The organism is Dethiosulfatarculus sandiegensis, from assembly GCF_000931935.2.
GTDB lineage: Bacteria > Desulfobacterota > Desulfarculia > Desulfarculales > Desulfarculaceae > Dethiosulfatarculus > Dethiosulfatarculus sandiegensis.
In genome coordinates this window covers 141,359-153,359 of the sequence record NZ_AZAC01000004.1, presented here as the reverse complement: position 1 = coordinate 153,359, position 12,001 = coordinate 141,359, and the positions used below count along the sequence as shown (strand labels likewise).

Below are 12,001 nucleotides of genomic sequence, written 5' to 3'. Positions count from 1 at the left end.
AAGAACAGTTTAAGACACCGCTATACGCCGGTCCGGCTTTTCATAGATAATGGCTATGTTACGGGAGCTGAAAGCTGCCCGCAAGACATAAGCGCCCGGACCGGCCCCTTTAGGAGGACCGGTCCGGAGAACTAGAAAGCTCCTTATCCGTTCTTTTTCACGGCATCCAGATACATCTTGGCCTGGCCATGGACAGTGGGTGAGGCCTTTTCCGAGACATTGTCCACTATATTTTCAAGGCAGCGGCAGGTCATGTCTTTCCAGGGCTGGCGCAGGTCGCAGACCTGTTGAAAGGCGTTTAACAGACGGCTGGTTGTCACCGGGTTAATGGAAGCCAAATCAATTATCCGGCAGGTGAGCCAGTCAACTCCCTTTTCCGTCCAAAGCATCCTGTTGTTAAAGGCCATGGGGGTGTAAAGGGCCCGGCACCAGGCAGGCTGATTAACATTAAAAGTGGGTCTTTCACGTTCCCGGTCTATCATTTCATATACATCCGGCTGCCAGCCTCCGGCCACCACCCTCAGGTAGTTGGCATATCCACTCAAGTTGTCTTTCCAGTTCTGATACACCTTTTCCAGCACATCCCTTCTCTTGGGGCAGGAAGTGCGGTTTAAGGCGCTTAAGGCGGAGACCCGGTCTGTGGCGGTGGTGGCGGCGCGCAGGTGGTCAAGTATCAGCTCATGGGTTTGTTCGTCATCCACCCGGACAATCAAGTTCAGCAACACCGCTTTAAGCATGCGCTCTTCCATGCCCGCCTTAGGTGTATTCCCCAGGTAATAGGTGTTCAGGCCGTTGAAGGCTTCGAGTAATTCCACCCGAAAAGCATTATTAATGCATTCCAAAAGCCGATCCCTGGCCGCCACCTGCTCCGGATACCAGGTCCTGAAGTCGCGGTTGAGAGGCTGCTCTTCAATGCGCAGGAAATAGGCCTTTAAGGAAGGGGCCACTCCCCTGTCACCCAAAAGTTCGCCATAGACCTCCAGCCAATGAGGGTCAACCTCTGCTTCGGGGTCCTGGATCAATTTGCTGCGCTCCAGGTCGGTCAAGGCGCGCATGGCCTCCACCCGATTAAAGTCGTTTGGATCCAAACGCACCCTTTTTATCAACTCCTCGGGTGCCGAGGCGGAGCTTTCCAAGGCCCCGTAAAAGGAATAATCCCGGTTCAGCGAGGCAAAGGCCGGTTTTTCCGAAATATTTTCAAAAGTCAACCGGGCCTGTTTTTGGTTAAGTTCAAAAACGCGGTCAGTACCGGCAATATCCCCGCCCTTTTGATCCACCAGGGCCAGTTTTATGGGCAGGCAAAAGGCGTCAACCCCTTCGGGCGCATCCTGCCTGAAATCAACGCTGAAGCTTTTTGTAGCAGGATCGTATTTTTCCGAGGCCTTAACCCTGGGATAGCCGATGACATGGAGCCAATTCCGTTTGAACTGTTCAAGGGAGCGCCCCGAAACCTCTTCAAAGCATTGGAAAAAGTCCTCACTGTTGGCGTTTGTATTTTTATAGCGGGAAAAATAAAGATCCTTGCCTCTATTAAAGGTTTCAGGCCCAAGGATCAGGCGCAGCATATTGATCACCTCGGCGGCCTTGACATAGGTCACACCGTCTATAAGCTCGTCCGGGTCGTTAAAGCCCTGACGCACGATCAGGCCCACATGGCCGCTGTCTTCCATGGCCAGGGGGCCCAAAAGCGGGTCCCTGATGCTGTCCACTTCGTTTAAGCGCATGTAGGTGGGATCAAACTGACCGGCCATGAAGCGGCGTTCCACATCCACGGTGTAGGCCTCGTTGAGCCATACGTCAAAAGGCGTCTCCATGGTGGTTTCGCTGCCGCATTGGTTGTGTTCAAACTCATGCACAATAACCGCATGGGCATACTGCACAAAACCATCCAGGGTGTGTTCATCTATCAGGGCCGCATCAGTGACGATGGTGGTGTTGCCCATGTTCTCCATGCCGCCGAAATTGGACTTGGTCATGCAGATGGTGCGATAGACGTCGTTTGTGTATTCATAGCCCTGGGTTTTTTCCACCCACAGTACGGATTCCTTTAATATCTCCATGGGAACCCGCACATGTTCCACCTGCCCCACCGGAACCAGGTATTCAAGACGCACGGCTCTGCCCGAGGGATAAGTCACCTGATCCACCAGCTCGTCCCAGGTGCCTGCCGCGGCCAGGAAAAGATAAGGCGCCATGGGGATGGGATTATGAAAAGTGATCACCTGGCGGTTGGGATCACCGGGCAAAGGCGCGGGTTTGCCCAGGGGATTGTTTTTCGGGTCTATGTTGCCGTTGGTAATGAGATGGGTGTAGCGCGCATCCCCTTCCAAAGTGGTGGTCATGGTGCATTTGGCCCGGCAATCATCCAAAATGGGCATAATCCGCTGAAAACCCCATTGCTGGCACTGGCTTATAAATTGCTGGGGAGCGCCCTCCGGCCCAACATCCCGGTATATGCCCTCCAGGATATGATCCGAAGGAATGCAGGTGGTCTGGGTCTCTATAAAAAAACTTTCCTGTTTTCTCAGAGTTCCGGGCAGGATAATTTCAAGTTTATTTTCATCTTCACGATAATTGTACTTAAGCTCCTGCCCTTGCTCATCATCCGGCCCATTCACCATGCGCACCTGGTGAATGGTAAGTTCCCTGGCATCCAGCTCAAGGCCGGAAAGGTCCTCAAGGCTGGTCATCTCCAGGCAGTTGCGGGCCTCAACCCGGTCTTCGAAAAATTTCAGGTAAATAGTCAGGTGATTCAACTCCACCGGTAACTCGGAAAAATCTTCTCTTTGATATTTAAAACGCCTCTGGCTCATTTTCCCCATCCTTTTAAAATCATTTTTACTTGCCACACCGCACAAGCCTTTGCCCGCCCGGGGCAACCGAAAAAACAGCCGAAACCAAAACACCTTGCAACCGGCTCGGAAAATCATCCGGGGATTAAAAGCGTGCAAGGGCTCTTCCCATGGATCGCAAAAAGGATCAAAACCTTTGGTGCAGACCGGATTATCAAATTGCCGATTTCCTCAAAACCCGGGCCTTCTACGTATCCGTCACTCTGCTTGCGGGCCAAGTCGGCCTTGTAAAGGTCTTTCAGGATTATAGTAACAGAATTAGTCCCAAACGAATTAAGTGGGGCGGGAAAACTTTTCCCTACCCTGTTTTCTTGCTCCGGAGAGTGAATTAAGGAGCCATCCCGGAGTTGGTAAATAAATTCGTCTTGTTGCTTTTTCCCTTAAGTCAGTTTCAGCTGATACCGATAACTTATTATAAAAGCCGGGCGCTAAAGGTTGACTTGCCCTGGAGGCCCGGTTTGCATATACTTTGGGTAGAACATGGTGGAGAAGACAAATGACCAAAATAGATCAGATTCTGCCGGGGCAGATCACTCCTCAAAACGGAGAAAAAGCTCCAGGCAAACCAACCAAGGGGCCATCCTTTCAAGAGGTCCTGGACCAGGCGGCCAAGCGCAGCCAGGATTCGGGCAACACCTCTGCCCCTGCCCAGGCCTTTGATCCCCTGAACCTGATAAACGGCGTGAAACCCACTCATGCTGTGGAGGCCCTCAGACCTGAACAAACCCAAGGTCTTATGCACGCCGAACGCACCATGGAGATCTTGGATGACTACCAGAACGCCCTGGCCGACCAAAGTAAGTCCCTTAAGGATATGGGACGTATTGTGGCTAAAATGGATGGCGAAGTAAAGGAACTCACAGGAGTGCTGGAAAAACTGGACCCCAAAGACGAACTTTACGGAATCATGGAAGAAGTGGCGGTCACCGCCATGGTGGAGTCCATCAAATTCAACCGCGGTGATTATATTCCCCAGGAAGCCTGATTCCGATAAAAAGCCGTTCAACCCGTCTATTTGTCAAACCCGCCCATTAGGCGGGTTTTTGCCGTCCGGTTATTTAAGAGAAGGGTTTCGGGTGTCTATGATCACACCTTTTAAGACTTCCATGCTCTTGTCTTCCTTTTCCCGCTCCCGGCGACGATTTTCTTCTATTTCCTCAGGCGTCTGACTGCCTGCGCGATAGACAACCTCATCCTCTGTCTCGGTCATGGGTCCCTGGGTTGCGACCCCCGCCTTTTCCTGCTCAAGCATTTTTTGGATCACTTCATCTGAGACTCCGGCCTTTTTCAGGCGGATCACTTCGTCAGGAGTAAGGGACCAGGCAGGCAAGGCAACTAAAAATAAAACACATAGGGCGCAAATAATTGACAAATGCCTCATGGAAATCCCCCTTGTCATTGTGGTCATTGACAGACCGTGCCGGATACCCTAAAATTTTTTTCGACCCTAACTTTGAAAGAGTTGAAAAAATTGGCCCTGGCTGAAAAAGAATCAAAAAAACCAACTATGTCCATAGCCAATATTATCACGCTCTCACGAGTGCCGCTGCTCTTACTCTTAGTGGGCCTATTATACCTTCCCTGGGGCTGGAGTATTCTGACCGCCCTGGTTCTTTTGCCGATTCTGTTCCTCATGGACTGGCTGGACGGCTATGTGGCCCGCAGTAAGAACCAGGTTACAGACCTGGGCAGCGTATTGGATATTGCCATAGATCGAGTGGTGGAAAACACCCTGTGGCTGGTCTTTGCCCATTTGGGCAGGGCTCCCATCTGGATTCCTATTCTCTTTATAATTCGCAGCTTTGTAATAGACGGGCTCAGGGGATACGCCCTTAGCCGGGGTCAAAGCGCCTTTGGCATGATGCATTCCCGCTGGGGCCGTTTTCTGGTTTCGGGCCGCTTGATGCGCGGCTTGTACGGCCTGGCCAAAGGCGGGGCATTCACCGCCTTGATCATGGGACAGGCCCTGACCATCATGGGCCCCCAGGAGCTGGCGGTTTCACTACCATCTTTAAGCGGAGTGATACCCTGGGTTCCCTGGGTGGAAGCTGTTACCATGTATTTAACCGCAGCCTTGTGCCTGGCGCGGGGCATTCCGGTTTTGCTTGATGTTCGCAAATATCTGGGCACCGAACCTCAAACCACTGATTGAGCGATAAAATGAAATACTCAGCGGCCTTCTTCGACGTAGACCGCACCCTCATACCGGGTCATTCCATGGAAAGGGTTTTCATGCCCTTCCTCTGGAAAGCCGGATATCTGCGGCCTGCTGATTTCGGGCGTTATCTATCTTTTATAGCCAAAAACCTTGATAAAAACTTAAGAGACCTGCTCTATCACAACAAACACCATTTCAGAGACAAGGATTCGGAAGAACTCAACCGCTTGGCTGAAACCTGTTTCAGAAGCAGAATTCTTCCCCTCATAAGCCCCAAGGGGCGGCAAGCCGTGGAAAAACACCAGAAAAATGGACGCGTGGTGGTTATCCTAACCGGCAGCCTGCATCCCCTGGCTGAATCGCTCAGAAAGGAATTGGGCGCCGACATGGCGCTCGCAACCCGGTTAAGTGAAGATCAAGGCATACTCACCGGCAAATTGGCCAACGCCCGCCCCTATGGCCCTGAAAAGGCCAGGCTGGTTCGCAATACAGCCGCCGAGTTTAACCTGGACCTCACCCACAGTTTTGCCTATGGGGACCATCATTCCGATGTAGATGTTCTGGCCTGTGTGGGGCACCCCAGGGCGGTCAACCCCCACCCCCGGCTCAAGGTTGAGGCCCGCAAAAGGGGATGGCCCATTGTGGAGTTTTAAATAACATCTTAAGAATTAATTAAAAAAGCCCGGAGGCAAATGCCTCCGGGCTTTTCAGACTGTTGCCGAGTAGCCTCAGACAAAGCCCAAGAGGGCTTTGCCAGCAAGCTAAAAAGACCGGGACGGCCTTTTAATAACCTTTTAGATGATTCCGAATGAATGTAAAAACACCACGCCAATTCCCACCGGAGCCACATATTTAGCTACAAAAATAAACAGGTTGGTATATTTTCCCTTGCCGCCGCTGGCCAACTCGTCTGAGGTGTTTTTCTTGCCGAGCCCCCAGCCCACAAACAAAACCACAGCCAGTCCACCAAAGGGTAATGCAAAATTAGAGGTGATGTAATCCAACCAATCAAAGAAATTTTTTCCGCCCAGGGTGAGGGCATCCTGGGAAGGGCCCATGGAGAGTGCGCAGAGGATACCCGCTCCGGAGATCAATGAACCAAGCAAAAGGGTGGCCTTGGTGCGGGAAAGGCCGAGATCTTCAGACAGATAAGCAACCCCGACCTCCAGCATGGAGATAGAGGAAGTGAGCGCGGCCACAGCCAGCAACACGAAAAATAAAATGCAGAAGATATACCCGCCGGGCATCTGGCCGAAAACATTGGGCAGGGTGACAAAAACCAGGCCGGGGCCGGCTCCGGGTTCCAACCCAAAGGCAAACACCGCCGGGAATATGGCCACACCGGCCAAAAGGGCGATCACTGTATCGGCCAGGGCCACCTGTACGGCCGTAGCGCTCAGGTTCTCCCTTTTACTGATATAGGAGCCATAGGTTATCATGGTGCCCGCGCCCAGGCTCAAGGTGAAGAAGGCGTGCCCCAGGGCATCAAGCACACCGCTCGCAGTAAGTTTGGAAAAATCGGGTTTAAATAAAAAGGAAAGTCCGCCGCCCGATCCTTCCAGGGTGACGGCTCTGATGCCCAACAGGATGATTATCCCCAACAGAACCGGCATCATGACCCTGGAAAACCCCTCGATGCCTTTTTTGACCCCGGCTATGATTATGCCCGCGGTCATGGCCATGAAGATAAGCTGGCAGGTAATGGTCTTGACCGGATTGGAGACATAACTCCCGAATATCTGGCCTATCTCCTGCGGCGATTTACCCTCAAAAACATTGGATACGGCCTTAACCACATATTCAAGAGTCCAGCCCGCCACAACTCCGTAAAAGGACAAAATCATGGCGCTGGCCATAATGGAAATAAAACCACCCAGTATCCATGGACTTTTCTTACCGGCCAACTTGGAATAAGAGCCGATAACGTTTTTTTGGCCCCTTCTTCCCACCAGAAACTCGGACATCAAGACCGGAAGACCGATCAGGGTGATGCAGACCAGATAGACGATAATAAAGGCAGCACCGCCGTTAACACCGGCTATATAAGGAAATTTCCAAATATTGCCCAAGCCTATGGCAGAACCGGCCGCCACGGCTATGATTGAAAACCTGCCGCCAAAGGATACTCGACCATTGTTCTCGTTACTCATAACATCCCCACTAAGATAGTTTAGTTAACAGAAAACAAACAACTTGGTGATATGACTTTTTTTCTTTTTTAACTGTTTACGAATTGAAATTTACAAGGCTTCAACACCAGGATATTTCCACAACCTATGGGGCATTGATTAATAATCACAGTCCACATCTACTGAAAAAGAGCATTAAACACACTTGCCTTCATAGCTCTTTCACCCCTGCCTCAGAATCAAAGGCCCAAATAAAAAAGGGGCTGATTTAATCAGACCCTGCATTTGACTGTAAATATATTTTTGAGAGTTAAAATCGTTTGTAAGCCGACGTTCTCCAATAGACTCAGTGCTGCCTCAAGCAGCCCGGGTACAGTAAATTTCGGGATAATATTCCTTTTTGTTCTAAACAACATCAGCATTGCAATAAATTCCTACAAATCAATCAGTTAAGAATTCATTTTCATTATGAGAGTCAAACGTTGACTGAGTCTGGTTAATTCCTACGCTCCCTGACCGGCTGCCTCCAAGGCAAGGAAAAATCCACGAAAATATCACGAAAAAAGCCGGCGTTATTTGCGGGCGGTAAAGGGTAATATTTCACAATTCCGACAAAAAACCCTACTGATTTAATTATACATACAACTAAAAACGAACTTACTATAGCACAGCCATTCCCGACTTTAAAAATATTTTTTCAAAAATATAACTGGTAGCTGTCAACGCTAATACTCAAAACTTTCCTCGGAAGCAAAGCAGTTAACTCAAGTAATTAGTTATTCACTATCACCACTTCACATATTAAAAAACTTATACTTTTTACACAAAGCAGTAGTTACATTGGGCGTTTTTAAGAATAAAAATGGTAATTTTTAAGTATTTTTAAGAAAACTGTATTATTTTGGATTTCCTTTTTAAAGTTTTCTGCCCTGCAACAGGGAGTATTTACCACAAAAAGCCACATCGTCCAGCTTCTGACAGGTTTACCTGGTTTAAAAACAATAACTCACTAAAAGTATTAGGCGATTAATCAGACTGGCGGCTAAAGAAAGGCTTTTGGTGGACGGCAACTAAAACCGGTTCCTGAACAGCTCGTTCGGAATTGGGGGCTCTCCCCTTTCGGAATTTAATTTTACCGTAATGACTTATTTGGGGTCAGGTTTGAATTCAGAGAAAGCGGCCCCTTTCAAAATTCCAGGCAGGTAAAGTAAAAATTTCATATCGGCCCGCCTTTTCAGGGAGAAACAGGCTCGCATATTGCTGCCGAAAAAGACAATCTGGCCTCACGTCCGCCTCTGACACCCCGGTTTTCATACTGCCAGCCGGACTTTTCCGTAATCTGGTCAACCAAAACCAACCCCAGGCCAAAGCCATAATCACTGCCGGTATGATCAAAGTCTTCCGGGGTTTGATTCAGATTGATCACTACAACCGAGTTGCCTTGCACCGCCACCTTGACCTTGCCCAGGGCAGTATATTGAAAAGCGTTTCGGATAAGGTTTCCTATGGCAATCCGGGCCGCATAGGGGTCAACCCGAACCTGAGAGGGGTTGAGATCCAGTTCAACCTTTACGTCTTTACCTTCCAGCAGGTAACTATTTTCCCTGATCAGCTCATTGGTCAGGCTGTCCAGGGCCACATTCGCCGGCTTGAGAGGCTTCTTTTCATCCATCCCAAGCCAAAGCAAGGTTTCAACCAGCTGGTTCATGTTATGGGCAGCCCTTCTGATACGCTCCCAGGGCAACTGGACAGGTCCGGTTACAGCCCCTTCAATTTTGTCCAACAACTCAATATTTGATTTTATTATTGCAATGGGCGTGCGCAGTTCATGGCTGGCGTTTCTTAAAAAACGCTGCTCCCTTTCCAGGGTTTGAGATAATTTCTTCATATTGCCATGCAAGAGCGAAGCCAAATGGTTGACCTCTTCAAAACCAAAGTCAGGCGCGGGCTTGGCAAGGCCCCCGGCGTCCAGATTCCCCGCCCAGTCGAGCAACTTACCCATGGGTAAATACAATTTCTGCAACATAAATCGCACCGCCATAAAAAAAAGCGCCACCACGAATATACCCAGGGGGAAGGCCAGGAAAAACAAAAGGTTTATTCCGTAATGGTTGCTTACGGCGTCATGTTCCGGTTTATAAGTTTTGGTTATAAAAAGCCTTTTCCCATCATGTAGGTCATAAGGCAGAAGCAGCAGGTAATTTTCGTCTTCCTGGTTCCCGTTTTCCGGCTTCTCCCGCGAGAGTAAAAGTTCACGATGCTCATACTTTTCCCCAGCAAAGGTGCGTTTATAGTTATCCGGGAGGTTCTGAAGACCAATACAGGAAGAAACCAAAATATCTTTTGGGAGGGGAGAGTGGGGATTTTCCTTATAGTCCTGGGCAAAATATGTGGCTTTCAACTCCATATCAAACCCGGCCTCGGACTTGATCCCCTTGATCAGATAAAAATTCATCAACAGGCTGTAAACCAGGGTCACAAGCCCGGTGAGGGCCAATAGATACCAGGTTATATAGCGACGAATGCTGGGCTTTTTCTTTTTCATTTCAACATGAACCCGTGGCCGGTTACGGTGTGTATCATGGCGGCGGAATCTTTATCATCCACCTGCTGCCTCAACTTGTGCATATGCACCTTAAGGGTGTTGCTCTCGGGCAGATCAGCTCCCCACAAGGCCTGCTCCAGGTCCCTTCGGCTCACCACTTCCGGCGATCTGCGCATCATGGTCTCCAGCAGATCCCAACAAGTGGGGGTGAGTTTCAGGAGCCTTTTTCCTCTGTGGGCCTGGCGCTGATCAAGATCCATGACCAATTCGCCCACTTTCAATTTCCTGGCCTGACCGCTTCTGCGCTGGGCCAAAACCTTGATCCGGGCTACAAGCTCCGCCATGGCAAAGGGCTTGACCAGATAATCATCCGTACCTGCCCTGAACCCGGCCAGCTTATCATCCAGGGTGTCCCTGGCGGTGAGCATCAAAACCGGCAGATCAACGCCTTGTTTTCTCAAACGGCTGCAAAGGGTCAGGCCGTCCATGCGGGGCAACATCACATCCAGAAGCAATACCTGGTAATTCTGTTCCGAGGCCAGGTTCAGGCCCGCATCTCCATTAAAGGCGCAGGCCACACTCATGCCCTCAAGCTCCAGATACTGAACCACCGTGGCGGCCAGATCAAGATCATCTTCCACCAACAAAACTGAAATTGGCATTATTCTCCCCTTGTCACCCTTTCCAGCCTGATCTGTGAGGGGCCAACTCAGCCTGGTCCGGTTCATGTCGGACCGAGTTTAAAAAAGATGAAATTAAAAAACCGGGACAGGGGAAACCCACCCCCGGCCCGGCTATTACTCAATCTTCCATTTTTGCCTTTGCAGGCCAAGCCTGAAGCACAGGTGGAAAACCACTACACCTCGGGCTTAGGGGATTTATGTTTTTTCAGATCCCAACTGCCTCCCAGGACCGTGAAGAGATCCACCAGGGCGATTCTGCGCCGGGATTCGGTTTCTATCAGGCTCAGGCGGTTGGCAAAACTTCTTCTCTGCGCGTCCAGATACCTGAGATGGTTATCGACTCCGTTATTATACCTCGCCTCCGAGAGCTTAAGGGACTCATCGCTGGAAGCGACCAGGTCCACCCTGGCCCTTTCCTCGCGCTTTAAGGTCTCCCGAGCAGCCAGGGCGTCGGCCACTTCGCGAAAAGCGGTCTGTATGGTCTTTTCATACTGAGCTATGGCCACATCTTTTCTGAGTTCGGCTATCTCCAGGTTGGCCTGGTTGCGGCCGCCGGTGAAGATGGGCAGGTGAATAGCCGGGGTAAAAATCCAGGTCCGGGAAGCCGAATCAAACAAACTGGAAAGTTCGTTACTCACATTACCAAAAGACCCGGTAAGGGATATGCTGGGAAAAAAGGCGGCCCTGGCCACTCCGATATCAGCGTTCCTGGCCTTAAGGCGATGTTCCGCGGCCAGGATATCGGGCCTTCTTTGCAAAAGATCCGAAGACAGGCCCGGGGCCAGGTCATCTTCCAGCAAAAGTCTCTCCACGCTCGACGGTTTGGGCAGTTCCCTGATTGAGTTCCCCACCAAAAGCCCCAGGGCGTTTTCCGCCTGGGCCAGCCCCAGGGCGTTCAGCTCCAGATCGGCCTTGGCCTGCTCCATAAGGTCCATGGCCTCAAGATAATCCAGTTTGGAGGCCGCACCTGCATACTGTCTTTTTCTAATCAATTCCAGGGAGACCTTCCTGGTCTCCAGGGTCTTTTTGGTCAGGTCATAACGCATCTGCGCACCGGCCCGGTTGATATAGGCCTTGATCACCTGGGATACCAGGCTGATCCTGGCGGCGTGGGCAGCCTCGGAAGTTCCCAGGTATTCCTCCAGGGCCGAGGCGGATAGGTTTCTAACCTTGCCGAACAGATCTATCTCAAAGGCGCTCATGCCCAGGCCCACCTGATAGGTGCTTTGGGTTTTCGGGTTGCCGGTGGGGCTCTGCACCTCGCCGAGCCGCTGACGCACTAAAGAGCCGTCCGCCCCAAAACCGGGCGCCAAAGCCGAACGCTCTATCTGGTATTTGGCCCGGACAATTTCTATATTCAAAAGGGTTTGCCTGAGGTCGCGGTTGTGGTCCAAAGCTGCCTGCACCACAGATTGCAGGTCTTTATCCAATACAAAATCCCGCCAGTTCAAAGAACCCAGGCTGCGTCCCTTTTCGGATTTTCCTTGGGAGAGATCCTGCGCTGCTGACCAGTCCCGGGGAACCGGAGCCTCTGGCCGATGATATTGAGGGGCCAGGGAGCAGCCCCCGGCCAGAAGGCCAAAAACAAGCAACCCGACCATTGAGAAGCTGGTATATCCATATTTCTTCGTCAT

The 12,001-nt window shown here is 50.7% G+C and carries 9 protein-coding genes; 3 read left to right on the top strand and 6 right to left on the bottom strand.

Translation table 11 applies throughout. The features are described from left to right. Nucleotides 1-143 precede the first annotated feature (143 nt). Nucleotides 144-2,813 carry a DUF3458 domain-containing protein gene (locus X474_RS04735; protein ID WP_044347193.1) on the bottom strand — a complete coding sequence of 890 codons (2,670 nt, stop codon included), beginning with the start codon at nucleotides 2,811-2,813 and terminating at the stop codon, nucleotides 144-146. Between the two features lie 535 nt (nucleotides 2,814-3,348). Between X474_RS04735 and X474_RS04725 the strand changes: the two genes are divergently transcribed. Then, nucleotides 3,349-3,837, top strand: a complete 489-nt coding sequence (locus tag X474_RS04725; RefSeq protein ID WP_044347115.1) for a hypothetical protein — start codon at nucleotides 3,349-3,351, stop codon at nucleotides 3,835-3,837. 69 nt (nucleotides 3,838-3,906) lie between these two features. Here the strand turns inward: X474_RS04725 and X474_RS04720 are convergent, their stop codons facing one another. Continuing rightward, nucleotides 3,907-4,233: a hypothetical protein gene (locus X474_RS04720; protein WP_044347113.1), complete on the bottom strand. Its 327-nt coding sequence runs from the start codon at nucleotides 4,231-4,233 to the stop codon at nucleotides 3,907-3,909. 126 nt (nucleotides 4,234-4,359) lie between these two features. Here X474_RS04720 and X474_RS04715 point away from each other — a divergent pair, with 126 nt between their 5' ends. Both X474_RS04715 and X474_RS04710 read left to right on the top strand, forming a co-directional pair. Further along, entirely contained in the window at nucleotides 4,360-5,004 is a 645-nt protein-coding gene (locus tag X474_RS04715) for a CDP-alcohol phosphatidyltransferase family protein (protein ID WP_156360624.1), read from the top strand. Between the two features lie 8 nt (nucleotides 5,005-5,012). Then, complete coding sequence (locus X474_RS04710; RefSeq protein ID WP_044347112.1) at nucleotides 5,013-5,663, top strand: HAD family hydrolase; 651 nt, start codon at nucleotides 5,013-5,015, stop codon at nucleotides 5,661-5,663. Between the two features lie 141 nt (nucleotides 5,664-5,804). Here X474_RS04710 and X474_RS04705 read toward each other — a convergent pair whose 3' ends face one another. The 4 genes from X474_RS04705 to X474_RS04690 form a co-directional block, all read right to left on the bottom strand. Then, on the bottom strand, nucleotides 5,805-7,160 hold the full coding sequence (locus X474_RS04705; protein WP_044347110.1) for a sodium-dependent transporter: 1,356 nt from the start codon (nucleotides 7,158-7,160) through the stop codon (nucleotides 5,805-5,807). 1,213 nt (nucleotides 7,161-8,373) lie between these two features. Then, the gene (locus X474_RS04700) at nucleotides 8,374-9,684 is read right to left on the bottom strand and encodes a sensor histidine kinase (protein ID WP_052514863.1); all 1,311 of its coding nucleotides are present in this window, start codon (nucleotides 9,682-9,684) and stop codon (nucleotides 8,374-8,376) included. Next, entirely contained in the window at nucleotides 9,681-10,346 is a 666-nt protein-coding gene (locus X474_RS04695) for a response regulator transcription factor (protein ID WP_044347109.1), read from the bottom strand. Before X474_RS04695 ends, X474_RS04700 begins: the two co-directional genes overlap by 4 nt. Before the next feature lie 194 nt (nucleotides 10,347-10,540). Continuing rightward, entirely contained in the window at nucleotides 10,541-12,001 is a 1,461-nt protein-coding gene (locus X474_RS04690) for an efflux transporter outer membrane subunit (protein WP_044347108.1), read from the bottom strand.